At 63.4% G+C, this 21,858-nt stretch carries 20 protein-coding genes; 11 read left to right on the plus strand and 9 right to left on the minus strand.

The features are described 5' to 3' along the window. Positions 1-171: 171 nt before the first annotated feature. Positions 172-606 (minus strand): thioredoxin TrxC, encoded by a 435-nt coding sequence (trxC, locus tag G7047_RS19725; protein ID WP_166309281.1) that lies wholly within the window; start codon positions 604-606, stop codon positions 172-174. A 146-nt stretch (positions 607-752) separates the two neighbouring features. Between trxC and otsB the strand changes: the two genes are divergently transcribed. The 3 genes from otsB to otsA are packed head-to-tail and all read left to right on the plus strand — an operon-like array spanning position 753 to position 4,728. After that, positions 753-1,505, plus strand: a complete 753-nt coding sequence (otsB, locus tag G7047_RS19730) for a trehalose-phosphatase (protein WP_166309284.1) — start codon at positions 753-755, stop codon at positions 1,503-1,505. Next, positions 1,502-3,334, plus strand: a complete 1,833-nt coding sequence (locus G7047_RS19735) for a glycoside hydrolase family 15 protein (RefSeq protein ID WP_371813807.1) — start codon at positions 1,502-1,504, stop codon at positions 3,332-3,334. Before otsB ends, G7047_RS19735 begins: the two co-directional genes overlap by 4 nt. Beyond that, a complete protein-coding gene (otsA, locus tag G7047_RS19740) occupies positions 3,334-4,728 on the plus strand; it encodes an alpha,alpha-trehalose-phosphate synthase (UDP-forming) (RefSeq protein ID WP_166309287.1) in 1,395 nt (464 codons plus the stop codon). Before G7047_RS19735 ends, otsA begins: the two co-directional genes overlap by 1 nt. Here otsA and G7047_RS19745 read toward each other — a convergent pair. The 4 genes from G7047_RS19745 to G7047_RS19760 all read right to left on the minus strand — a co-directional run bounded on the left by G7047_RS19745 (position 4,695) and on the right by G7047_RS19760 (position 8,428). Beyond that, on the minus strand, positions 4,695-5,642 hold the full coding sequence (locus G7047_RS19745) for an ROK family protein (RefSeq protein WP_166312163.1): 948 nt from the start codon (positions 5,640-5,642) through the stop codon (positions 4,695-4,697). The genes otsA and G7047_RS19745 overlap by 34 nt on opposite strands. Before the next feature lie 96 nt (positions 5,643-5,738). Then, complete coding sequence (gene ppk2, locus G7047_RS19750; RefSeq protein WP_166309290.1) at positions 5,739-6,881, minus strand: polyphosphate kinase 2; 1,143 nt, start codon at positions 6,879-6,881, stop codon at positions 5,739-5,741. Positions 6,882-7,105: 224 nt separating this feature from the next. Beyond that, on the minus strand, positions 7,106-7,300 hold the full coding sequence (locus tag G7047_RS19755) for a DUF2905 domain-containing protein (RefSeq protein WP_166309293.1): 195 nt from the start codon (positions 7,298-7,300) through the stop codon (positions 7,106-7,108). A 12-nt stretch (positions 7,301-7,312) separates the two neighbouring features. Next, complete coding sequence (locus tag G7047_RS19760; protein WP_371813808.1) at positions 7,313-8,428, minus strand: class I SAM-dependent methyltransferase; 1,116 nt, start codon at positions 8,426-8,428, stop codon at positions 7,313-7,315. Positions 8,429-8,446: 18 nt separating this feature from the next. Here G7047_RS19760 and G7047_RS19765 point away from each other — a divergent pair, with 18 nt between their 5' ends. From G7047_RS19765 to G7047_RS19800, 8 genes are all read left to right on the plus strand, one after another. Continuing rightward, on the plus strand, positions 8,447-9,241 hold the full coding sequence (locus G7047_RS19765) for an SDR family oxidoreductase (RefSeq protein ID WP_166309296.1): 795 nt from the start codon (positions 8,447-8,449) through the stop codon (positions 9,239-9,241). Positions 9,242-9,290: 49 nt separating this feature from the next. Further along, on the plus strand, positions 9,291-9,662 hold the full coding sequence (locus tag G7047_RS19770) for a dihydroneopterin aldolase (protein WP_166309299.1): 372 nt from the start codon (positions 9,291-9,293) through the stop codon (positions 9,660-9,662). 40 nt (positions 9,663-9,702) lie between these two features. After that, positions 9,703-10,092, plus strand: coding sequence for a hypothetical protein (locus G7047_RS19775; protein WP_166309302.1), 390 nt, complete (start codon positions 9,703-9,705; stop codon positions 10,090-10,092). Between the two features lie 233 nt (positions 10,093-10,325). Next, on the plus strand, positions 10,326-11,288 hold the full coding sequence (gene ttcA, locus G7047_RS19780) for a tRNA 2-thiocytidine(32) synthetase TtcA (RefSeq protein WP_166309305.1): 963 nt from the start codon (positions 10,326-10,328) through the stop codon (positions 11,286-11,288). A 110-nt stretch (positions 11,289-11,398) separates the two neighbouring features. Next, positions 11,399-12,124 carry a DUF4136 domain-containing protein gene (locus G7047_RS19785; RefSeq protein WP_166309308.1) on the plus strand — a complete coding sequence of 242 codons (726 nt, stop codon included), beginning with the start codon at positions 11,399-11,401 and terminating at the stop codon, positions 12,122-12,124. A 182-nt stretch (positions 12,125-12,306) separates the two neighbouring features. Further along, entirely contained in the window at positions 12,307-12,810 is a 504-nt protein-coding gene (locus G7047_RS19790; protein WP_166309311.1) for a DUF2501 domain-containing protein, read from the plus strand. Positions 12,811-13,099: 289 nt separating this feature from the next. Next, entirely contained in the window at positions 13,100-13,744 is a 645-nt protein-coding gene (locus G7047_RS19795; protein WP_166309314.1) for a histidine phosphatase family protein, read from the plus strand. Next, positions 13,728-14,912: a DSD1 family PLP-dependent enzyme gene (locus tag G7047_RS19800; RefSeq protein ID WP_166309317.1), complete on the plus strand. Its 1,185-nt coding sequence runs from the start codon at positions 13,728-13,730 to the stop codon at positions 14,910-14,912. The genes G7047_RS19795 and G7047_RS19800 overlap by 17 nt, the downstream gene beginning before the upstream one ends. Positions 14,913-14,977: 65 nt before the next feature. Here G7047_RS19800 and G7047_RS19805 read toward each other — a convergent pair whose 3' ends face one another. The 4 genes from G7047_RS19805 to G7047_RS19820 all read right to left on the minus strand — a co-directional run bounded on the left by G7047_RS19805 (position 14,978) and on the right by G7047_RS19820 (position 21,857). Then, entirely contained in the window at positions 14,978-17,290 is a 2,313-nt protein-coding gene (locus tag G7047_RS19805) for a hypothetical protein (protein ID WP_166309320.1), read from the minus strand. Between the two features lie 291 nt (positions 17,291-17,581). Further along, positions 17,582-18,097 (minus strand): DUF1697 domain-containing protein, encoded by a 516-nt coding sequence (locus tag G7047_RS19810; protein WP_166309323.1) that lies wholly within the window; start codon positions 18,095-18,097, stop codon positions 17,582-17,584. A 68-nt stretch (positions 18,098-18,165) separates the two neighbouring features. Beyond that, positions 18,166-19,395 carry a VWA domain-containing protein gene (locus G7047_RS19815; protein WP_166309326.1) on the minus strand — a complete coding sequence of 410 codons (1,230 nt, stop codon included), beginning with the start codon at positions 19,393-19,395 and terminating at the stop codon, positions 18,166-18,168. A 14-nt stretch (positions 19,396-19,409) separates the two neighbouring features. Beyond that, on the minus strand, positions 19,410-21,857 hold the full coding sequence (locus G7047_RS19820) for a DUF5682 family protein (protein ID WP_166309329.1): 2,448 nt from the start codon (positions 21,855-21,857) through the stop codon (positions 19,410-19,412). Position 21,858: the final 1 nt, after the last annotated feature.

The following is a 21,858-nucleotide window of genomic DNA, read 5'->3' on the forward strand; positions in this document are numbered from 1 at the left end:
CAAACTGATTTCCGGCGGTTGCCCGAGCAGAGTGACGAAGGAACGCCGCGAGTTCCGCTGGATGACTTCAAAGCGCATTTTGGGTGACTTTTTGGGCAAGACCAAAAAGTTACTCGCCCGCCGGGGCGAGACCCGGCCTCTGAACTTAAACACAAAGAACAGAAGAAAAAATCAAAGCAAAGACTCCACCCACCGCACAATCTCCCCGGCAGGCAAGGCCCCGGAAATCCGCCCCAACTCCACCCCCTCCCGAAACACCGCCATCGTAGGAATGCTCCGAATCCCAAACGGAGCAGCCGTCTCCGGATGCGCCTGCGTATCCAACTTCGCAAACTGCGCACGGGTCTGCAAAACCTGAGCCGCCTGCGCATAAGCAGGCGCCATCATCCGACAAGGCCCACACCAAGGCGCCCAGAAATCCACCACCACCGGCAGCTGACTGCGCCCGACATGCTTAGCGAAACTCACCCCATCCAGATTCACCGGCTCGCCGGTCAACAGCGGCTGATGGCAACTGCCGCAGTTGGCAGACGCGCTCAACTGATCGCGCGCAATGCGATTGGTCTTGTGGCAATGGGGACAGACAACGTGAAGCAGATCGGACATGGCAGAACTCGTGAATAGCTAACAAAGAATGGCGTGCATCCCACGCCATCATGTGGCGATTCACCGCACATTTTCAAGCAGATGACAGCCCTGCGGCGTCATGACCTACAAGCCCCGATAAGCGCAGCTTGTTAAGGTCAAAGGCAATGCAAGGGTTTCCAAGACTGACTTCTGGTCACGCACTTTTTCTGGATTTCGACGGCACGCTGGTAGACATCGCACCTCAGCCGGATGCAGTGTGGGTGGAGGAAGGCGTCATCCCTGCACTGCAAACGCTCAGCACCTTATTGCAAGGCGCGCTCGCCATCGTCACCGGGCGTGCGCTGTCCGATATCGATCACTACCTCGCGCCGCTGCAACTCAACGTGGCGAGTGAGCATGGCGCACGCATCCGTGTTGTGACAGGCGATGACGGCACCACTCAGAACAGCATCCAAGTCACCGCACCTGCGCATCTCGAAACGGCAATACAACGGCTCAAAGCTGCGCTGCAGCAATACCCGAGCCTGCTTTTGGAAACCAAGACCTCGGGCCTCGCACTCCACTACCGCAACGCGCCAGCGCTTGAGCCCACCTGCTCAAAACTGATGGACGAGATCGCAAACGATATGCCCGGCATGGAGATGCTGCGCGGCAAGTGCGTGCTCGAACTCAAGCCTATGGGGCCAAGCAAAGGACGCGCCGTGCAGACCTTCATGCAACGGCCCGCCTTCGCAGGCCGCACGCCGGTCTTCGTTGGCGACGATGTCACAGATGAATCCGCCTTCATGGCCGTGCAATCGATGGGCGGGCTGGGCATCAAGGTGGGACAACAGGGAGCGAGCGTTGCAACTGCAAGGTGCGATTCAGCACAGGACGTGCGGGCATGGTTGCAGCAGTCCGCTTCAGGAACTTCATGATGACGACCACGGACACCAGCACGAACACCGCACGCTTCGGCACACCGGCCCAGCCCTCATTGAATCTGGGGGTGATCGGCAACTGCTCGATCAGTGCGCTGGTCGACAGCCAGGGCGACATCGTCTGGAGCTGCCTGCCGCGTTTCGATGGCGACCCCGTGTTCAACGCGCTGCTACAGCCCGGCGAAGCGGGCAGCCGTTTCGCCGTTGAACTTGAAGACCTCGTGAGCACGCGCCAGTCCTACGAACCCAACACCGCAGTCCTGCGCACCATACTCACCGACCGCAGCGGCAACAGCATCGAGATCACCGATTTCGCACCGCGCTTTCACTCGCGCTCGCGACTCTTTCGCCCGGTCACGCTGGTGCGCAAGGTGCGCCCGCTGCATGGTGCGCCGCGCATCCGCGTGCGGCTCAAGCTCGCCTTCGATTGGGGAAAAACAGAGCCCATCGTCACGCGTGGCAGCAACCATGTGCGCTATGTCGGCACGCAAATGACGTTGCGTCTGAATACCGACGCGCCCGTGTCCTATGTGCTTGAGGAACAGCCATTTCTGCTCTCGAAGACGCAGCACTTTCTGCTGGGGGCAGACGAATCGCTGTCCACCGGCATTGCAGACACGGCGCTGCAGTTCGAGCGCGAAACCATCGCCTATTGGCGCAAGTGGAGCCAGGGTCTGTCGATTCCTCTCGAGTGGCAGGACGCGGTGATCCGCTCGGCCATCACGCTCAAGCTCTCGCTCTACGAAGAGACCGGTGCCATCGTCGCCGCGATGACCACGAGCATCCCTGAATCGCCACACAGTGGCCGCAACTGGGACTACCGCTACTGCTGGCTGCGCGATGCGTTCTTCGTGGTGCGCGCGCTCAACAGTCTCTCGGAAACCGGCACGATGGAGGACTATCTTCGCTGGCTCTCCAACGTGGTGATCGAGGCGACCACTGGTCACATTCAACCGCTCTACGGCATCGGCCTCGAAAGCCAGTTGCCCGAGTCCACGATGGACCATTTCGCGGGCTACCGGGAGATGGGGCCGGTGCGCGTGGGCAATCAGGCGGCTGAGCATTTTCAGCACGATGTGTACGGCAACATCGTGCTCGGCGCGGCGCAAGCCTTTCATGATCGGCGCCTTCTGCATCCGGCCGGCGCGGCGGAGTTCCGCTACCTCGAGCGCATCGGCGAGCATGCCGTGCGCGTCTATGGCACGCCCGATGCGGGCATGTGGGAGCTGCGCACCCGCGCACGGGTACATACATCATCGGCACTGATGAGCTGGGCCGCCTGCGACCGGCTCGCCAAGATCGCCGAGCATCTGGGTTTCGCCGAGCGCGTGCATTACTGGAGCGCGCATGCTGGCCGGATGCGCGATGAGATCTTGGAGCGATCATGGAACCCGACGCGCAAGGCGTTCGCGGAGAGCTTCGGCGGCAGAGAGCTCGATGCAAGCGTGCTGCTGATGAGCGAGGTGGGCCTCGTCGATGCGAGCGACCCGCGCTTCGTGAGCACGGTGGACGCCATGGAGGCGAGCCTCTGCGACGGCCCGTTCATGCGCCGCTATGAGGCCGCCGATGACTTCGGCAAGCCCGAGACCTCGTTCAACATCTGCACGTTCTGGCGCATCGATGCGCTCGCCCGCATCGGTCGCACGGAGCAGGCGCGCGAGATATTCGAGGCCATGCTGGCCGCGCGCAATCCGCTCGGCCTGCTGTCAGAAGACACGCATTCCGAGACGCGCGAGATGTGGGGCAACTTTCCCCAGACCTATTCGATGGTGGGCGTGATCAACGCCGCCATCGCCCTGTCCAAGCCCTGGAGGAGCGTGATCTGATGGGCCGACTCGTGGTCGTATCCAACCGCCTTGCAGACCCGCGTAAACCGGCAGCGGGAGGCTTGGCCGTAGCCCTCGGCGAATCGCTGCAGCGCACGGGCGGGCTGTGGTTTGGCTGGAGCGGCAATATCATCGACGAGCCCGGCGATGGCGAAAGCCGCCTGCACACGCGCAGCTCGGGCAAGGTGACGCTGGCCACAGTCGATCTGAATCGCAGCGACTACGAGTCCTACTACGAAGGCTACGCCAACAGTGTGCTGTGGCCGGTGTTTCATTACAGGCTCGATCTCGCGAACTTCAACACCCGCTACCTCGCCGGATATCGTCGCGTGAACCAGCTCTTCGCGCGCAAGCTCAAACCGCTCTTGCGCGACGACGACATCATCTGGGTGCACGACTACCACCTCATCCCGCTAGCGGCCGAACTGCGCGCGCTAGGCTGCACGCAGCGCATTGGCTTCTTCCTGCACGTTCCACTGCCACCCTCGCTGCTGCTGGCCGCCATTCCGCAGCATGAATGGCTGATGCGCTCGCTGTTTTCCTACGACCTCGTCGGGCTGCAGAGCGAGGCAGACGTTGCACACTGCATCCGCTACATGACTACTGAATCGCAGGCGGTGTTGAAGGACGATCAGCGGCTCGAGGGTTTTGGTGCGAGCGTGCAGGTGAAGGCATTTCCCATCGGCATCGATGTCGAGGAGTTCCGGCATCTGGGCCAATCGCAGGATGCGGTAGACACTTTCGAGCGGGTACGCAGCGAATACTCGCGCCGCCAACTGCTGCTGGGCATCGACCGGCTCGACTACTCCAAGGGCATACCGCAGCGCGTGCGCGCGTTTCGCGAGCTGCTTGAGCGCTATCCCGACAACGAGCACAGCGCCACACTGCTGATGATCGCCTCGCCGAGCCGCGATGCCGTCAATGCCTACGCCGATCTGCGACAAGAGCTCGAGGGCCTGTGCGGCGCAATCAACGGCGACTTCGGCGATCTCGACTGGATGCCCGTGCGTTACATCCACCGCACCGTTGCGCGCAAACGCGTTCCAGGGCTGTGCCGCGCATCGCGCGTAGGGCTCGTCACACCGCTGCGCGACGGCATGAATCTGGTCGCCAAGGAGTACGTGGTGGCGCAGGACCCGGACGACCCCGGTGTGCTCGTGCTCTCGCGCTTTGCCGGTGCGGCGGAGCAACTCAAGGATGCGCTGCTGGTCAACCCCTACGACACCGAGGGCATGGCCGAGTGCATACAGAATGCCCTGCACATGCCGCTTCCCGAGCGCCAACGCAGGCACCGCGCGCTGCTGGAAAACATCACGCGCTACGACATCCACTGGTGGCGCGAATCGTTCCTGCAGACGCTTCAATCCTTATCGACGAGCGCCAGCGCAGCATAGTCACCTACCTTGTCGGCCAGCCCCGCGACGCACAATTCCACCCCTTGTGTGAGCGCCGGAAAATGCCGCTGCACCTCGCGCTCGAGTTGCGGCAGCAACAGCCCCGCGTGGTGAAGAAACACCGATCCGCCGAGGCTGATGCGCTGCAAATCAAGCGTGGCGATCAGGTTGTAGAGCATGCGGCCCATGACTTCGCAGAGCTGCTGCACGGTGCGTACAGCCCGCACGTCGCCTTGCGTTGCGGCGGTCATCAGTCGCTCGGCATCAGTGCCAATGCGCCCTTCGAGCGAGCCTCCTGCGATCATGGATTCCACATCGCCCCGGTTGCCGCAGCCGCAGAGCGCGGCCGCATCCCCATCGACCACAAAGCTGTGCCCCGCGTGACCCGCGTTGCCGTTCTTGCCGCGCAGCACATGACCATCGACGCACAGTCCCGCACCCACGCCAGTGCTCCAGGTGACATAGGCGCAGTTTTCAGAACCGCGCAGTGCGCCCCAGCGCCGCTCTGCGACCAGTGCGGCGACGGCGTCGTTGGCGATGCGCACCGTGCCGAGTGCCTGTACTAGCGGCTCCTCGAGCGGTATGCGCGTCCACTCGTTACCTATGTCGCGCGGCGCACCGGCCAGGCCGCCGCAGATGTTGGGATTGGCCACCTCGATGCGGCCATCGACGAGCACGAACGGCCCGCAGGACGACACCCCCGTCGCAGTAATGTCCGCACGCGCGCACCCCACCTGCGCGCAGGCCGCATCGATGAGCGCGAGCACCTGCCGCGCCAATGCATCGACTGCGCCGGTCTTGACCGTGGGCTCGGCCACGCGCACCGCCATCGGAGCAGGTCGATCACTGCCGCTCGCATCTCGCACCAGACTCACGGCGACCTTGGTGCCGCCAATATCCACACAAGCTTTCATGCTCATCCCAATCGTCTCGGAGATGCCCCATCTTGCCGCATGCGGATGTCGCGCACTGTAGGAGATGGCGGGCAATGCGTCCTTCAGACCCGTACGTCAGGCCAGCGCGCCGGGCTTCTCCCCGCGCTCGTAGACCACATGCGCACGCCCGACGATCAGGGGATCAAGCTTGCCCACCAGCTCCATGTCGCGGCGCGCGTAGGACAGCTTGTGCAGCACATAGCGCAGCGCATTGAGTCGCGCGCGTTTCTTGCAGTCGCTCTTGATCACCGTCCACGGAGAATCGGCCGTATCGGTCTCGAAGAACATTGCTTCCTTGGCGCGGGTGTAGTCGTCCCATTTATCGAGCGAGGCCATGTCGATGGGGCTCAGCTTCCACTGCTTGAGCGGATGCGCCTGGCGCTCCTTGAAGCGGCGGCGTTGCTCCTCGCGGCTCACGCTGAACCAGAACTTGATGAGATGCACGCCGCTGCGCACCAAGTGGCGCTCGAACTCCGGCGCCTGGCGCATGAACTCCGAATATTCTTCAGACGAGCAGAAGCCCATCACGCGCTCCACACCCGAGCGGTTGTACCAGCTGCGGTCGAGCAACACGATTTCGCCGCGCGTCGGCAGATGCTGCACATAGCGCTGAAAATACCACTGCCCCTGTTCGGTAGGCGAGGGTTTCTCGAGCGCCACCACACGCGCGCCGCGCGGATTCAGGTGCTCCATGAAGCGCTTGATCGTGCCGCCCTTGCCAGCGGCGTCACGCCCTTCGAAGACGATGACCACGCGTTGCCCCGTCTCCTTCACCCAGGCCTGCAGCTTGAGCAGTTCCACCTGCAGGCGGAACTTCTCGCGCTCGTAGGCCGAGCGGCGCATGAGATGGCGATACGGATACGCGCCCTCACGCCAGCCCGGTGCCAGTTCCTCGTCGGGATTGCTGTCATCGCCCGCCGCCTTGCCGCTTCTGCCCCAGAGTGCCTGACGCAGTGCGCGGCGATCATCTTCCGATGCGCCATCGAGCAGCGCACGCAACGCGGCGGCGCGCTCGTCAGTCGGCGTGTCGCCTTCGACGAGGCCGCGCGCCACCTCTGTGAACTCGGTCTGCCTGCCGCTCGCCGCCTCGCGGGCCACATGGCGCGCAAGCGCCTCGGGCTCCATCGAGGGAGCGATGTCGCCGCTCGAAACGGCACGCGCTCGGCGACTTTGGAGGGAAGGCGAATTGGATGTGGAAGGCTTTGTGCGGCTGGCCATGGGAGATCCTTTCAAGTGCAAAGCCTTTCACTCTGCTACTTCGACAATCCCGACCGATTGAGATACCGCAATGGCCATTGGCAGCAAGTCTGCGGCACCTGAAACTGGCACGCCCCAAGCGAGGGCAGCCAAGCAAGGGCAGCCAAGCAGCAAGTACTGCGCCCCCTGCCCGCGTTGCGCAGCAATGCGAGAGCGGGGGAAGGCGCGAAGCGCCTCAGGGGGACTCAGATATACCGCGCAATCAGACTCAGCAATCCGCTGAGCACCAGTGTGCTTGCGAGCGGAATGAACCAGTCACGCCCGAACAGACGGAAATGGAAATCCCCCGGCAACCGCCCAAGGCCGAGCTTGCGCAGCCACGGCGCGATGCCGTTGATGAGGATGAGCGCCAGAAAGACGACGACGACCCAGCGAATCATGACAAAACAGCCTCAGAGCCTGTGCGTGCGGTCCCCGTGCGAGAAACCCATGGGAATCCATGGCTCGCCAGCGCCCAGCATGATGACCTTGAACAACTCGCCCATCTCGTGCTCCATCACGAGCTTGGCGGCCTGCGAGCGCTGCTTTTGCTCGCGCGTTTCCATCTCTTTGGCGATGCCGCAGTTGAGCAGAAAGTGCGCCTGATTGGTGTAGCCAAGCACCTGCAGACCGGCATCCTGCGCGGCCAGCGCCGTGCCGGTGAAGTTCACGTGCGCGGTGATGTCCTTGAGGCCGACGTCAACGAGCGGATCGAAATCCACCTGATGCGCGCGATGGCATACCAGTGTGCCCATGTGGCGCTGCGGATGGAAGAACTCCGTCTCGGGAAAACCGTAGTCGATGAAGATCGCTACGCCGCGCTTCAATCGATCACCGATGGTGCGGATGAAGGCCTCGCCCTGTGGCTGCAGTTCGGTCAGATAGTCCTGCGGACCCGACACGTCGGCGGGTGGACGCAACTCGGTGGCGCGGTCGCTCCATGCAAAACTGCCGTCTTCTGCGATGACCACGCCGCGCTCGTTCCACACGCCGTCCTGCTCGCCACCCTTGCGAAAGACCAGCTTGACGGGCATGGCGTCCAGCACCTCGTTGCCGACGATCACGCCGTGGATGGCGTCGGGCAACTGGTCTGCCCAGACGACCTGATCGGCGAACGGCGCAAGCGTCTGCTGCTGGCGCGCGCGCAAGCTGCCCGAAAGATCAACGATGGTATAGCGCTTGATGCGACTGCCCAGCGCCTCGAGCAGCTGCTTGGCCAACGCGCCCGTGCCCGCGCCGAATTCCCAGACCTCGTTCGTGTCCGAGGCATCCAGCGCCTCGCGCACCTGCTGCGCCAGCGCCCAGCCGAACAGCGGCGAAAGCTCGGGCGCGGTCACGAAGTCACTGCCCGACTGCGGCATGGTGCCGAACTTGGGCACGCCGTTGGCGTAATAGCCGAGGCCGGGCGTGTACAGCGCCAGCTCCATGAAGCGGTCAAACGCCAGCCAGCCACCTGCCGCGCGTATGGCCTCTTCGATGTGCTGCTTGAGCGCCGTCGTTAAACTTGAGGAATCTATTGATGTGTTCACACCCCCGATTGTCCCCCAATGCCCCCAACCGCACGATCATCACGACCTCGCACCGTTCTCGTGACTGGCGCCGCCAAGCGCTTGGGGCGTGAAATCGCGCTCGCACTCGCGAGCGCAGGCTGGCGGGTGGCCGTGCACTACCGTTCCTCCGAGGGCGACGCAATGGACACCGAAGCCCGCTGCGCCGCGCTTTCGGGCGACAGCGCGCGCTTCGCCGCGAACTTCGACGACGAGGCCGACGTGCGTGCCCTGTTACCGCGCGTGGTGGCGCGGTTCGGCGCGGTGGACGCGGTGGTCAACAGTGCTGCCCTGTTCGAGCACGACGGCATCGACACCTTCAGCTACGCCACGCTCGGCGAGCATCTGCGCAGCAACACCGGCGCGCCCATCGTGCTCGCGCAGTGTCTGCATGCGCATCTCAAGCAGCGCACGGAAGCTGGCGAAGAGGATGTGCAGGGCGCCGTCGTGAATCTGCTCGACCAGAAGCTCTGGAACCAGAACCCCGATTTCCTGAGCTACACGCTATCCAAGGCCGCACTGGAAGCCGCGGGCACCATGCTCTCGCTCGCCCTCGCACCGCTGGTGCGCGTGGTGGGCGTAGCGCCAGGGCTCACCCTCACCAGCCACATGCTCGAGACCGAAAAGTTCGAGCAACTGCACCGCCTGAGCCCGCTCGGGCGCTCGTCCACCCCCGTCGATGTGGCGGCCACCGTGCAATTTGCGCTCACCAACCGCTCCATCACCGGCACCACCCTGCTGGTGGACGGCGGCCAGCACCTGATGCGCTTCGAGCGCGATTTTTCCCTGATGTGAGCGCCCGCGCGCTGGCATCACCCCTTTTTTCTCTTTTGCTTTTTCAGCCATGCACAACGCCGCTGGTACCCAGATTCTGACGCTCACAGGTTTGCGCTTCGACGCGAACCTCGGCATCCTTGCCCACGAAAAAACCGCTCCGCAGCCCATCCAGGTGGACGCCGAACTCAACCTCGGCACCCAGCCCCTGCGCCCGAGCGATGACGACATCCTGCATGTGCTCGACTATCGCAAGGTCCGCCAGATCATCATCGACGAGTGCCGCTCCGAGCATGTGAACCTGCTCGAAAGCCTGATCGGCAAACTCGCCCAGCGCCTGATGCAACTGCCCGGCGTGCTCGGCGTGCGGGTGAAGATCGCCAAGCTGGAGATTTTTGACGACTGCGAAGTGGCGATCCGGGTGGAAACGGGACAGTGGTAGGCTCGCAGCAAAATTCATTTGCATCGAGGGAATTTTCCGCATGAAACACGTCACGATCACCTGCTTGCTGACCCTGTGCTCCATGGGCTTCTCCGGGACCGCTACGGCCCAGTCGACTGCCGACAAGGAGTTCATGGGCCAACTCGCCGCGCTCTCGCTCAAGGGCCTGACCTTGACCCTGAAGGCCGACGAGGATGGCTTGAGCGCGCAACTCCCGCAATATGACCAGTTGCTGCAGACCAAGGGCATTTCCCCCGCGTGCATGGAGGCGGCACAGGCCAAGCGCAAGGCGGCGGTGGCCAATCTTGCCTACCTGAATGCAGATGAAGGCAGCCAGGATGAGGTCAAGGCGTTCGAAGCGCTGGCCCAGTACGGCAACGTGCACGACACCAAGCGCCTCGCCTGTCTGGGCAATCCGGCCAAATCCTGAATTTCCGCTCGCCTGAGCAGCCCCTGCGGAGCAGGCGAACGGCTTGCATGCGACAATTGCGGTTTGCCGCGTCCGCGTAACCTGTCACCGATTGCCCATCGGGACAACCTTCGCCTGACGCCGCTTGGCTGGCCTTGAGGCCAGTTGTACACAACCCCCGATTGACGACGGAAGCACGCGAAACAGCAAGGCAATGCAGATTTCGCGCGGCGACCGGACAGTGGTGAACCGCCATGAACGCTATTACTGACAACCCGTGGATCGCCGACGCTGCAGCCGATGAGGCCAGCGCCGAAGCCATTACCCAGCCCGGCAAGATCAAGATCGAACGCGAGCAGATCAAGCTCGAAAAGCGCCTGTGCCGCGAGGTCGGCCGTGCGATCACCGACTTCAACATGATCGAAGAGGGCGACCGCGTGATGGTCTGCATGTCCGGCGGCAAGGACAGCTACACCATGCTCGACATCCTGCGCAAGCTGCAAAAGCGCGCGCCGGTGAAGTTCGAACTGGTGGCAGTCAACCTTGACCAGAAGCAGCCGGGCTTCCCCGATCACATCCTGCCCGAATACTTCAAGAGCATCGGCGTGGAGTACCACATCGAGACGCAGGACACCTACAGCGTCGTCAAGCGCGTGATCCCCGAAGGCAAGACCACCTGCGGTCTGTGCTCGCGCCTGCGCCGTGCGATTCTCTACTCGGTGGCCGACAAGCTGGGTTGCACCAAGCTGGCGCTCGGCCATCACCGTGACGACATCGTGCAGACGCTGATGCTCAACATGTTCTACGGCGGCCGCATGAAGGGCATGCCGCCAAAGCTGGTCTCCGACGACGGCAAACATGTGGTGATCCGCCCGATGGCCTATGTGCCGGAGAAGGACACGATTCGCTGGTCGCAGTACCAGCAGTTCCCGATCATCCCCTGCAACCTCTGCGGCAGCCAGGACGGCCTGCAGCGCGTGGCCGTGGGCGAGATGCTGCGCGAATGGGACAAGAAGTTTCCAGGCCGCATCGAGAGCATGTTCCGCGCCATGGGCAACATCGTAACCACCCACATGATGGATCCCGAGCTGCACGATTTCAAGGGTGCCAAGGCCACCGGCATTGCCGATCCGAACGGCGACATGGCCTTCGACCAAGAAGAACTGCCGACGACGCCCGTTTTGCCGGGCGGCGTGCAGGTTGTGCAGCTTTCCTGAGAACTTGACAGTTTTTTGGTTATCCAACAGTCTATGCATCGTTGCGATCCATTCTCAATTGAAGGTCGATTGAGAACGCAATATCCACTGGACTGTCTGGATGACCCGTCATGACCTCTCTACTGCAACGTTTTCGCCTTTCGTTTGTTTTGGGCCTGTTCTCGGCCCTGCTGCTTGCCGGCTGTTCCACCACCCGCACGGTGGAGAGCAACGTCAACGCCTATTCCACACTGACGGCGCTGCCCGCACCGCCCACGTATCGCCTGGAGCGCCTGCCATCGCAGAACGCCAACGCGGTGCGCTTTGACGCCATCGAGTCCCAGGCCCAGCAGGCGCTGGCCAATGTCGGCCTGCAGCGTGACGACCGCAACGCGAGCCTCGTGCTGCAGCTCGGCGCCGAAGCGGGCTTTGTGCCCAATCCATACTGGAACGCCTATGGTTATGGCTATGGCTATCCGGGCTTTGGCCCCTCGCCGTTCTACGGCAGCTTCGGGTTCGGCTTCGGTCGCGGCTGGGGCTTTGGCATGGGTACGGGATGGATGATGGACAGGCCCACGCCGCTCCATCACCGCAAAGTCAGCCTGATACTGCGCGACGCCAAGTCGCAAAAGATCGTCTACGAAACCTCTGCCGTCTTCGAAGATGTGTGGACGGACGATCCCGCGATCTACGGCGTGCTGTTCCGTCAGGCGCTCGCCGGATTTCCGACGCCGCCGCAGGGCACGCGCGTGGTGCGAACGCTGGTTGATCGCACCACCACCGTGCCGCTACCGGACTCCGCCACAGCCCCTGCTCCCGCCAAGGTTGAATCGGCACCTGCGCCTGCATCACGTTGAGCACGGCGGGATCACACATCCCGCTACACCTCGTGCACGGTGATTTTGCAAAGATCAACATTTGCGTGCAAATCATCGTGCTAAGGTCAAGACACAAAGACCGGCAAAGCTAGCAAGAGCAAATGCTCACTTACTCTCTTTTTCATAAACCACCGCTCCAACCGTTTCGAAAAGGATCCGACATGAAATACAACAAGAAAAACGTGAACCGCTTGGCCACCTCCTCGCTTCTGTGTGCGCTGCTCCTTGGCGGAGCTGTGAGCGCCCACGCAGCGGGTCTGGGCGACGCACTGCGCGACAAGATGAGCGGCGGCAGCACAACAGAAAGCAGCGGCAGTGGCTCGATGCTCTCCGGCGCGCTCGGCGGCGGTGATTCGTCTTCCGCCGCACTCTCAGCCATGGGCCTGTCGGGTTCCGGCACCGCCAGCAATGCGGCCGGCGTGATCACCTACTGCATGAAGAACAACTACCTCAACGCCGACAAGGCCGCAGCCGTCAAGGACCAACTCCTCGGCAAAGTAGGCCTCGGCCCCAAGGAAGAACCCAAGGACGAAGGTTTCCTCAGCGGCGCCACCGGCATGATCACCGGCAAAGACGGCAAGAGTTTCAGCCTCGACAAGGTCAAGGGCAGCATCAAGGAAAAGGCCTGCGATCTGGTGCTCGACAACGCCAAGTCGCTGCTCTGAGCAAAAATAGAAATCAAGCAACGCCGATGTTCCCAAAGGTCCATCGGCTTTTTTTCGCTCCCCGCCCCCGCATCCATCAGCAAGCCAACGAAGCGGGCACGCATCCTGAGCCACCACCCAAAAAGCAAAAGGCAAAAGGCAAACACCAAAGATGCAAATACCCGCTTTCTGGCGGAAGCCCTGATTGCGGGACAATCGAAAGGGCTGTGAAATACACGCATCTCCGCACACTATCCCAACACAACAGGTGGCGGCCTCTTCCTCGATCGATTCAAAGCTCCCTACCCGTATGCACGTCACCCGCATCATTGCCATCCGCCACGGCGAAACCGCCTGGAACGTGGACACCCGCATTCAGGGCCACCTCGACATCCCCCTCAACGACATCGGCGAATGGCAGGCGCAGCAGGCCGCTGGCGCATTGGCGAACGAAAACATCGATGCGATCTACAGCAGCGACCTTCAGCGCGCCTTCGCCACCGCACAGGCCATCGCTCAAACCACGGGCGCACCGCTGATCGCCAACCAGCAACTGCGCGAGCGCAGCTTCGGTGATTTTCAGGGCCGCACCTTTGCGCAGATCGAGGCCGAGTCACCTGAAGACGCGATGCGTTGGCGCAAGCGCGACCCCGAGTTCGTGCCCGGTGGCGGCGGTGAGTCGCTGACCATGCTGCTGGCACGCATTGACCAGACAGTGAACGACCTTGCCGCCCTGCACCCTGACGAACAGATCGTGCTTGTTGCGCATGGCGGCGTGATGGACGTGCTCTACCGCCTCGCGACCAAACTCGACCTGCAGGCCCCGCGCACCTGGCAGCTAACCAACGCGGCCATCAACCGCCTGCTCTGGACACCCGACAGCGGCCTCACGCTCGTCGGCTGGGCGGACACCGAACACCTGAACCAGCAAAGCCGCGATGAAATTCATTCCTGATCATCTGCTGCAACTGCAGGGCAAATCCGTAGACCAGATCGAGACGCCCGCGCTGGTCATCGACCTGGACGCCCTGGACCGCAACATCCAGCGCATGGCGGACTTTACACGCAAGCACCGCGTGCGCTGGCGCCCGCATGCCAAGCTGCACAAGAGCGCCGACATCGCGCTGCTGCTCGAACAGGCTGGAGCCATCGGCCACTGCGTGCAGAAGCTCTCCGAGGCCGAAATCCTCGCCGCGCACGGCGTGAACAATCTCTACATCAGCAACGAAATCATCGCGCCCACCAAGTTGCGGCGCGTGGCACAACTCGCGCAGGATCTCGATGCACGCGGCGGACGCCTTGCCATCGCTGTGGACTCGGAAGTCGGCATCGAACTGCTTGCACGTTCGCTGCGCGATGTGACGAGCCACGGCATCATCGACGTATTCGTCGAGATCGACGTTGGTCAGGGCCGCTGTGGCGTGCCGCCCGGTGAGTCCGCCGTCGCGCTGGCGCAGGCCATCGCCGAGCACCCACCGTTGCGCTTTGCGGGCCTGCAGGCCTACCATGGCCGCGCGCAGCACTTTCGTACCGGTGCCGAGCGCCGTCAGGCCATCGCGCAGGTCATCGAAGAGGTCGTGCACACGCGCGAACTGATCGTTGCCGCAGGTCTTGCGGTGCATCTCATCACCGGCTCAGGCACCGGCACGCTGATCCACGAGGCCGCGAGCGGCGTCTACGGCGAGCTACAGGCGGGCTCGTTCCTGTTCATGGATGCGGACTATGCGCAAAACGAGCGCGACCCCGCCCAGCCCGCGTTCGAGCACGCGCTGTTCGTCAAATCACAAGTCATCTCGGCCGACGACAAGCACGCCGTCTGCGATGCGGGCCACAAGGCCCACGCCATCGAATCGGGCCTGCCGACGGTGCACAGTCTCAGCGATGAAGAAGAAGACGAAGAAAGCAAGCTGCGCTTCGCGAACGGCGGCGACGAGCACGGCATCCTGCACCCCGAAAGCACCAGTGGCTGGCTGCCCGCACTGGGCGCCACCGTCTGGCTGATCCCCGGGCACTGCGACCCCACCGTCAATCTGCACGACTACATGATCGGCGTGCGCGGCGGGCTCGAAGGCGGCACGGTAGAGAGCCTCGTGCGCGTGGATGCGCGCGGCGCACTGCGCTGATCAGACTCCCATCTCGCACATGAAATCGGCCCGCTGTCAGCGGGCCGATTTCATTTCATCCACATTCAACGCTGCTGCGGATGGCGCTCGCCCTTGGCAACCACCATGCGCCTGCGACGCGCCAACACACCGCCCAGCCCACCCAGCAGCCCGGTGCCCAGCAACCACGCGGGCAAGCCCCACACCGGCACCGGCGTTGCCTGACCTGTTGGCGGTGTCACCACGGTGCCTGTCTGCAGCGCAATCGTCTGCGTCACCGAAGTGGCTGCGCTCCAGATCGAATCACCTGCCTGTGATGCGGTGATGCCGCAGTTGCCCGCAGCCAGCATCGTCACCATGGTGCCTGAGATGGTGCAGATGGCAGGTGTGGTCGATGCATAGCTCACCGCCAGACCGCTCGACGCCGTGGCGGGCGAGGGCAATGCGAACGTGCCGCTCTGCGTGAAGTTCTGCGGCGGCTGCGCGCCGAAGGTGATGGTCTGCGCCTGCAAAGGCGCGTCCTTGGACTGCAGGTACCAGTTATTGCCCACCTGAGCGAGCGAGTAGAGGAAGTTACCTGCGCGCGGAGGGCTCTTGAGCACGAAGGCGCTTGCTGCCGAAGCGCCCGCCACGCTCACCACCTCGATGCCATTGCCCGTGGTGGCCGCACCTGCGCCGTTGATGTTGCGCACATCGATACTGGTCGGGCCGCTGCCCAGTACAGAATCGCCCTGCACCACCAGCTTGTCGGTAGGCGCGCTGTCGTTGCCCAGCGCCGTTCCCAGCGTGAGTGTCCCGCCGTTGCTGGTGTAGTTACCTGCAGTCGTCATCACCACACCAGGCTGACCGGGTGCGGCCTTGAGGAGCGCCTTTCCGCCTACCGCAGACTTGGGCAACGCGGCCGTGTTCGGCAGATTGACGATGCCGCCATTCACGAGGCTGGCGACGGTTTGATCGAACCCATTGGCATCCAGCGTTCCGCCGCCCGAGACCGTGTGGGCCGACATCGGGCTGAACGCGCTCACCACGCCCGCGACCAAGCGACCAGCGCTCACGAAGGTGGGGCCTTCGTAACCCTGTTCCTGCGTGAAGGTGGTGGCACCCGAGTTCATTTGCTTCACGGTGTGCGCGCCAAGCATGCGGGGCGGGAAACTGATGTCGTCGGTATGATTGAAATTCAGAAAGCCCAGGGTCGTGTTGGAGGCGATGAGATCGGCCGTCAACGTGCCGGATTTTCCACCGGAACCCACATTGATCGTGACCGTGTTTTCGGGGCTGTTGGTCACTACGCCGCGCCCCATCAGAACGCGGCCCGCCACCGTCATCGTCGCACCATCGGCAACGCTCAGAACGGCGTTGGTGGGCAGATCCGTCCCGGAAAGGTTGGGATTGATATCGGCAGCACCGAACATTGCCATGAGCACATTGCCGTTCACCGTGACGGATGTTCCGGGGCCCGTGACGTTCATCGTGCCGTCGGCATTGAACGGCATCGTCATGTTGTTGACGCCATTCAGATTGAACGAGAAACCGCCAATGTTCAAGCCATTGCCTGCGTACACACCGAACGGAGTCTGAGAAGCCGGAGGCGTGGGCGCAAAAGTCGCGCTGGCGCCGCCGCTGACCGTCAAGACACCCTTGCCCTGCAGCCCGATGATCGAGTCACCTGCCATCAGCTGCGTGCCCGCGCCATCCACCGTCATCGCACCCGAACCATCAATCTGCAGAAGGCCGGTACCAGCCTGATTCTGCGTCGATCCAGAAAAGCCACCGACGACAAGAACACTGTCGGATGTGACCTTCGCTCCGGCCTTCACATCCAGCGTACCCGGTGCAATCCCGCCCACAGACAAAATGCCTGCCGTGAGCGAGCTTCCAGTATCAATGATCGTCGCGCTGCTTCCTGAACTGGCGGGAGTGGACTCATTAGTGTTGCCATTGGCGATGGAGAATTGCCGAGCCTTGACTGAAGCACCTTTTTCCACCTGCACGCGGGCATTGCCCAGCCAGCCGACAGACACATAAGAAAAAGACGGATCACTACCCACATCCAAGGAGCCTGCAGAGCCCGTCACGGTCAGGGCTCCTTGATCTCCCGCCTTCTGTGCCATCCCCAAGAGCAGCGCCTTCGCGGCACCCGTGACCATCACCGGGCCACTGCTGGTTTCAACGAACACAGGATCCTGATCACCCAGTTGCTGGGCAGGAGGATGCGCGCCGCCTGTCACGACTTCCCAATTACCGAGATCACTCCAGTTCTGCGAGACCGTGCCCTTCCAGAAAACATTGTCATAGGCCGCATGTGCCGAAAGCGGCACCGCCACGCACAGCGCAACCCCGGACAGGGCTCGCACCAGCGGATGCACGGCAAACTCGAGGGAGGACTTCACTGGACGCATGTTCATTCCTTGTAGGCGCGATCACGGGGAGGGAGATGCAGAACCTCTGGTAGTGATACTGCATTAATGGGTATTTCCAATAGTAACTTATCAATAGTTGATGTCAATCAAATTAACCCATTGATATTTTGTGATTAAATGACAACAAAAAAATCCAAAGGAGCCCCGTGCTGCGACCGTTGGATTGGCGATACAGAAAAAAGAAGGAAGGGACCGCAAGAACATCCTGCGCATGGATGCACACGGCGCACTGCGCACTGCGTCAGCGCCCTCTTTCAGAGCCGCATCACACTATGCGGCGGCGCACTTGCGCACGGTATCCAGTGTCCGTGTCGTGATCTGCTTGCCAAAGGTCTTCTCCAGCAAGGCCATGAACACCGGACCTTTCTCGTTGGGCACATAGGCGGAAAACACCTCCGTGCCCTCCAGCTTGAGAATGGCGGCCTGCGCCTGCTCCAGAGGCAGCGTGAGTGTCCCTTCGCAGGGCCGGAGCAGAAACGTCACGACCGGCTTGGCATTGGCAGCCAACGCAAACTCCGCGAACGGCGCACGCGCAACCAGCGACTGCAGAAATGCCGATGGCCGGACAATCGTCATGAACCGCTTTCCGAGATGCTTTTCCATGGTTTCTTCCGCCATCCGCTCCAGCACGGGAACGACCTCCGGCCTGGCCGAAAAGGCCACATTGCCGCTGGACAAAAGCGTCTTCACGTCCACAAAACCCGCAGCCTCGAAGCAGCGCTTGAGTTCCGGCATCTTGCAGTTCATGGGGCTCACACCCCGCAGAAATGCCACATAGCGCTCCATGAAAACTCCCGGTTGTCGGTCAGATCAACATATCCAACCTTTGTCCAAAAAAGAGCGCGGCGGCGTCCTCACCGACTCGTCTTCATCCCCTGCGCCGCCGCCCAGGCGCTGATGTCATCACGCCGGATGGCAGCCGCCATGAGCTGCGGGAATGCGTCCGGCGTGCAGGCAAATGAAGGCACGCCGAGCGCGGCGAGCTTGCTCGCGAGTTGGGCGTCGTAGGCGGGGGCGCCTTCGTCGCTCAACGCGAGCAGCGTGATGAACTGCACGCCCGACTCCACCAACTCGTGCGCGCGGCGCAGCAGACCGGCCTCGACGCCGCCCTCGTACAGGTCGGAGATCAGCACCAGAATTGTGTTGCGCGGCTCGCGGATGAGGCTCTGGCAGTAGCCGACGGCGCCGTTGATGTCGGTGCCGCCGCCAAGCTGCACACCGAACAGCACGTCGACCGGATCGTCGAGCTTCTCGGTCATGTCGACCACGGCGGTGTCGAACACCACCATCTTGGTGTCGACGGCAGGCAGGCTCGCCATCACCGCGCCGAAGATGCTCGAGTAGACGACAGAGTTCGCCATCGAGCCGCTCTGGTCGATGCACAGCACCACCTCGCGCTGCGGCTTGCGGGCCTTGCGTCCGTAGCCGATCAGCGTTTCGGGCACGATGGTGCGGTACTCGGGCTGCCAGTGGCGCAAATTGGCGCGGATGGTGCGGTGCCAGTCGATCTCGGCATGCTTGGGCCGGCGGTTGCGCTGGCTGCGGTCGAGCGCGCCGCTGATCGCGCCGCGCATCGGCTCTTCAAGCTTGCGCATGAGTTCATCCACCACCTTCTGCACCACGGCGCGCGCGGTGGCCTTGGTGCTCTGCGGAATCACGCTGGAAAGCGAGATCAGATCAGCCACCAGATGCACGTCGGCCTGTACGCTTTCGAGCATCTCGGGCTGCAGCATGAGCTGGCGCAGGTTGAGCCGCTCCATCGCGTCGCGCTGCATGACCTGCACGACCGAGCTTGGGAAATAGCGGCGGATGTCGCCCAGCCAGCGCGAGACGTTGGGCGACGAGTTGCCGAGGCCGCCGCGGCGCGGACCATCGTCGCGCTTTTGCTGTTCGTAGAGCGCTGCCAATGCCTGATCGATCTCGCCGATGCCGCCCGACAGCGCGCCGCAGCTCGCGTCCGCAGGCTCGCCGAGCACCAGTCGCCAGCGCTGCAGGCGGTCGGTGGGCGGCAGGTCTTCAAGCGCGGTGGTGGGCGTTGCCGCAGCGGCGGCGTTCTGGTTCGGATTGTTCTTGGTACGTGCCATGTTTGTGTCTTCCCTCAGGCCTTCTCGTGACTTGGAGCCAGGCCCCAGAGCGTGCGCAGCGCGGGCAGCACCAGTGCGGCGCGTTCCACATCGAGATCGTCCGCCATTGCGGCCACGCCGGATTGCGCCGTCTGCGTGCCCTGCTTGGGCCCACGCACCGCGCGCGAGCCGAGCTGCTGGCGTTCCGCGCGGCTGAATTCCGCAAAGCTGCGGCGCACCAGCGGAAGCACCTGGATGAACTGCGCCTCGCCCAATTGTGCAAGCCACGCATCGACCGCGCCCCAGATCGCATCGTCATGCAGCAGCACCAGCGCCTGGCCGTTGAGAAAGCCATCTAGCCACGCGGCCGCATCGACCGGCGCGACGCCGAGCGACAGGTTGTGCGCGAACTGCAGGCCGATCTTTTCCTCGTCCCAAAGCTTCGCGTCGAGCAGCAGCCGCGTCGCCATGCCGCGCAGCAGCGCCGCGCAGGTGTCTGCCTCGGCCATCACCACCAGCGCGCGGTGCCAGGCGTTGGTGGTCTCCTCGGCATCGCGCAGGCGGATCGCCTCATCGGCCAGCAGCGCGATGGTCTTCACGCCGCGCGCGGCATCCTCGTCGAGCGACAGGCAGGCGTTCGGCAGACCGATGGCCGCGCGCAGCACGAGCTGATCGATCACGCCCGCGAGCAGCTTGCTGTCTGTCTGGCGCACGCTGCCGTAGCGGTAGACATTGGCGAGCGCGGGCAAGGCGCGCAGCAGTTGCTGCACATCGCCGGTGATCGCCGCGCGCGCCGAAACCTCGTTCATCAGCCGCTCGACCAACTGCGGCAGTTGCGCGAGCAGCGCATCGTCGATGGCTTCGGCGATCTCGGGCAGCGCGGTTTGCGGCGTGAGCGTCTGCAGCACGCGCTTGGCGGTGGCGGTCTCCACGGTCGATCCGAAACGGCTCGCCTCGATGAGCTTGACCACCAGTTCGGGCTGCCATTGCAGATCCCAGCTCTCGCGGAAGGTGCCGCGATTGCGCTGCTGGTCCGACGCACGGCGCCCCCAGTGGATGCCCAGCAGCCGCAAGCGGTGCAGCAGGTGGCTGCGCGCCAGATCGGTGTCCTTGCGCAGGTCGAGCGCGACGATCTTCGAGCCCGCCTCGGGCTTGAGACGCAGCGTCTTCTGCTGCTGCTCCAGATCGCGCTGCAGCGGCACCAGCGGCACATCGGCAGGCACGCTCCCGAGCACATCGCCCACCACCAGCGCATCGTGGATCAGCTTGAGCGGCGCGGATTCGCCCATGCAGACCACCGTGCGCACGGCCTCGTGCAGCTCGGGCAGGCCGGGCTCGGTCTGGCCGCGCAGCGCCGCAAGACCTTCGGCCAGGCGCGTGGCCTCGATGATGTGCGCGCTCGAACAATCGAGGTCATGGCCACGCAGCAACTGCGCCACGCGCGAGAGCCAGCCCGCTGCGCGGCTCGGCTGGATGAAGCGCGGCGATGGTTCGTGAGCGGCGGTGTTGTTGTCCGCTGCCGCATCGGTGCGCCACAGGTGCGCATACCAGCCCGGCGCATCCACGCCCGCGCCATAGCCACTGCCGCTCGCGAGGTTGCGATGCGTCCACGGCGCCCAGGTCGCCTGCACTTTGATTTTCGGGAGGCCCTTGAGCGTCGCGGCATCGGCCTTGGCCGTCACCTTCGTCGTCGATATCGCCGTCAGCGCGGGCACGTGCCACGCACCGCAGATCACTGCAATGCGCTGATGCCCGGCCTTCTGCGCCTCGCGCATGGTCTGGCGCATCGTGGCCTCGCGGCGCTCCTCGCGCAGCGCATAGGCCTCGCCGCGCAAGCTGTTGGGCAGCTCTTCGCGCAGTGCGGTCATCGCCTCGGCCACCGCATCGAACACCGCGCTGTCGCCCCCGCGCTCCTCGACCAGCCGATTCCACCAGGTCTCGCCATCGGCATAACCTGCGGCCTCGGCGAGCGCATCGAGCGGATCGCGTGCAAAGCGCTGGTCGGGGTGCGGCTGTTCGATCTCGATCTCGGCATCGATCACAACGGTCTCGTCATCCGCCGTTTCAGCGTCCTCATCGTCGCTCGATTCAGGCTCGCTCTCCGCCTGCTTCGCCAGTTCCTCGGCCTTGAGCTTGCGCGCCTCTTCGGCCTCCTTGTCGAGCGCCATTTCCGTGGCCTGCGGCAGGTCCATGAAGCGCACCGGCACGCCCTGCTTCACGGCCCATTGCAGGGCCACCCATTCGGGCGAAAACTCGGCCAACGGAAAGAACGACGCACGGCTCGGCTCGTCCTGACCATAGACCAGCATGGCAACCGGCGGGCGCAGATCCTCGCTTGCGACGGCGGGCAACAGCGCCTCGCATTCGGCCGGGCCTTCGATCAGCACGGCGTCGGGCTGCAGCGCTTCAAGCGCCTTGAGCAGGCTGCGTGCGCTGCCCGGCCCGTGGTGGCGAACGCCAAAGAAGTGCAATGCTGAATCCATG

This window comes from Diaphorobacter sp. HDW4A, from assembly GCF_011305995.1.
Classification (GTDB): Bacteria; Pseudomonadota; Gammaproteobacteria; order Burkholderiales; family Burkholderiaceae_C; genus Diaphorobacter_A.

Coding starts and splice junctions, on each gene's coding strand:
- trxC (WP_166309281.1), bottom strand. CDS start 606: ATGTCCGATCTGCTTCACGTTGTCTGTCCCCATTGCCACAAGACCAAT.
- otsB (WP_166309284.1), top strand. CDS start 753: ATGCAAGGGTTTCCAAGACTGACTTCTGGTCACGCACTTTTTCTGGAT.
- G7047_RS19735 (WP_371813807.1), top strand. CDS start 1,502: ATGATGACGACCACGGACACCAGCACGAACACCGCACGCTTCGGCACA.
- otsA (WP_166309287.1), top strand. CDS start 3,334: ATGGGCCGACTCGTGGTCGTATCCAACCGCCTTGCAGACCCGCGTAAA.
- G7047_RS19745 (WP_166312163.1), bottom strand. CDS start 5,642: ATGAAAGCTTGTGTGGATATTGGCGGCACCAAGGTCGCCGTGAGTCTG.
- ppk2 (WP_166309290.1), bottom strand. CDS start 6,881: ATGGCCAGCCGCACAAAGCCTTCCACATCCAATTCGCCTTCCCTCCAA.
- G7047_RS19755 (WP_166309293.1), bottom strand. CDS start 7,300: ATGATTCGCTGGGTCGTCGTCGTCTTTCTGGCGCTCATCCTCATCAAC.
- G7047_RS19765 (WP_166309296.1), top strand. CDS start 8,447: ATGCCCCCAACCGCACGATCATCACGACCTCGCACCGTTCTCGTGACT.
- G7047_RS19770 (WP_166309299.1), top strand. CDS start 9,291: ATGCACAACGCCGCTGGTACCCAGATTCTGACGCTCACAGGTTTGCGC.
- G7047_RS19775 (WP_166309302.1), top strand. CDS start 9,703: ATGAAACACGTCACGATCACCTGCTTGCTGACCCTGTGCTCCATGGGC.
- ttcA (WP_166309305.1), top strand. CDS start 10,326: ATGAACGCTATTACTGACAACCCGTGGATCGCCGACGCTGCAGCCGAT.
- G7047_RS19785 (WP_166309308.1), top strand. CDS start 11,399: ATGACCTCTCTACTGCAACGTTTTCGCCTTTCGTTTGTTTTGGGCCTG.
- G7047_RS19790 (WP_166309311.1), top strand. CDS start 12,307: ATGAAATACAACAAGAAAAACGTGAACCGCTTGGCCACCTCCTCGCTT.
- G7047_RS19795 (WP_166309314.1), top strand. CDS start 13,100: ATGCACGTCACCCGCATCATTGCCATCCGCCACGGCGAAACCGCCTGG.
- G7047_RS19800 (WP_166309317.1), top strand. CDS start 13,728: ATGAAATTCATTCCTGATCATCTGCTGCAACTGCAGGGCAAATCCGTA.
- G7047_RS19805 (WP_166309320.1), bottom strand. CDS start 17,290: ATGCGTCCAGTGAAGTCCTCCCTCGAGTTTGCCGTGCATCCGCTGGTG.
- G7047_RS19810 (WP_166309323.1), bottom strand. CDS start 18,097: ATGGAGCGCTATGTGGCATTTCTGCGGGGTGTGAGCCCCATGAACTGC.
- G7047_RS19815 (WP_166309326.1), bottom strand. CDS start 19,395: ATGGCACGTACCAAGAACAATCCGAACCAGAACGCCGCCGCTGCGGCA.
- G7047_RS19820 (WP_166309329.1), bottom strand. CDS start 21,857: ATGGATTCAGCATTGCACTTCTTTGGCGTTCGCCACCACGGGCCGGGC.